The 604-nt window shown below is 40.2% G+C and carries 2 protein-coding genes; both read left to right on the top strand.

Translation table 11 applies throughout. The features are described from left to right. The first annotated feature begins 63 nt into the window (after positions 1-63). Entirely contained in the window at positions 64-354 is a 291-nt protein-coding gene (locus tag J8L97_RS23135) for a transposase (RefSeq protein WP_211053076.1), read from the top strand. 32 nt (positions 355-386) lie between these two features. Beyond that, on the top strand, positions 387-604 hold a 218-nt coding region (locus J8L97_RS24155; RefSeq protein ID WP_211053077.1), incomplete at its 3' end, for an IS3 family transposase.

Below are 604 nucleotides of genomic sequence, written 5' to 3'. Positions count from 1 at the left end.
TGAATCGACCAGGCTTCTCTAGACACTTAACTGCTTTATAATTAAGTGTACTAAGGAGAAAAAATGTCTCAACGATTTACAGATGAATTTAAAATACAAGCCGTAAAACAAGTCACAGAGCACGGCTATTCAGTCGCTAGTGTTTCTGAAAGGCTTGGTGTAACTAGTAGCTCTCTTTATAACTGGATAAAAACGCACGGTCCGAATAGTGAAGAGCATAAGCAGTCTCAAGAACAATCTGACCGTATTAAACAGTTAGAAAAAGAGCTGAAACGAGTGACAATGGAACGCGATATCCTAAAGGAAGCAACTGTATTTTTCGCGGGCGAGTCAAAGAAAAATACACGTTCATAAAAGCTAGACTCAAGAATTACCCAACAAAGTTGATGTGTAAAGTACTGTCAGTACAGCGAAGCGGCTTCTATGCATGGATGAGTAATCCGAAATCCAAAAGAGAGCTAGAAGATGAACGACTGACAGGGCTAATCAAGCATTCTTGGCTAGAAAGTGGCTGTGTCTATGGGTATAGAAAAGTCACAAGTGACCTTCGAGACTTAGGCGAAGATTGTAGCAAACATCGTGTAGCCAAACTAATGAAATTGGC

Origin of the sequence: Pseudoalteromonas sp. MMG012 (assembly GCF_018100875.1) — a bacterium.
Taxonomy (GTDB): domain Bacteria; phylum Pseudomonadota; class Gammaproteobacteria; order Enterobacterales; family Alteromonadaceae; genus Pseudoalteromonas; species Pseudoalteromonas aurantia.
The sequence above is the reverse complement of the archived record's forward strand: the minus strand, read 5'-3'. Positions and strand labels throughout refer to the sequence as shown.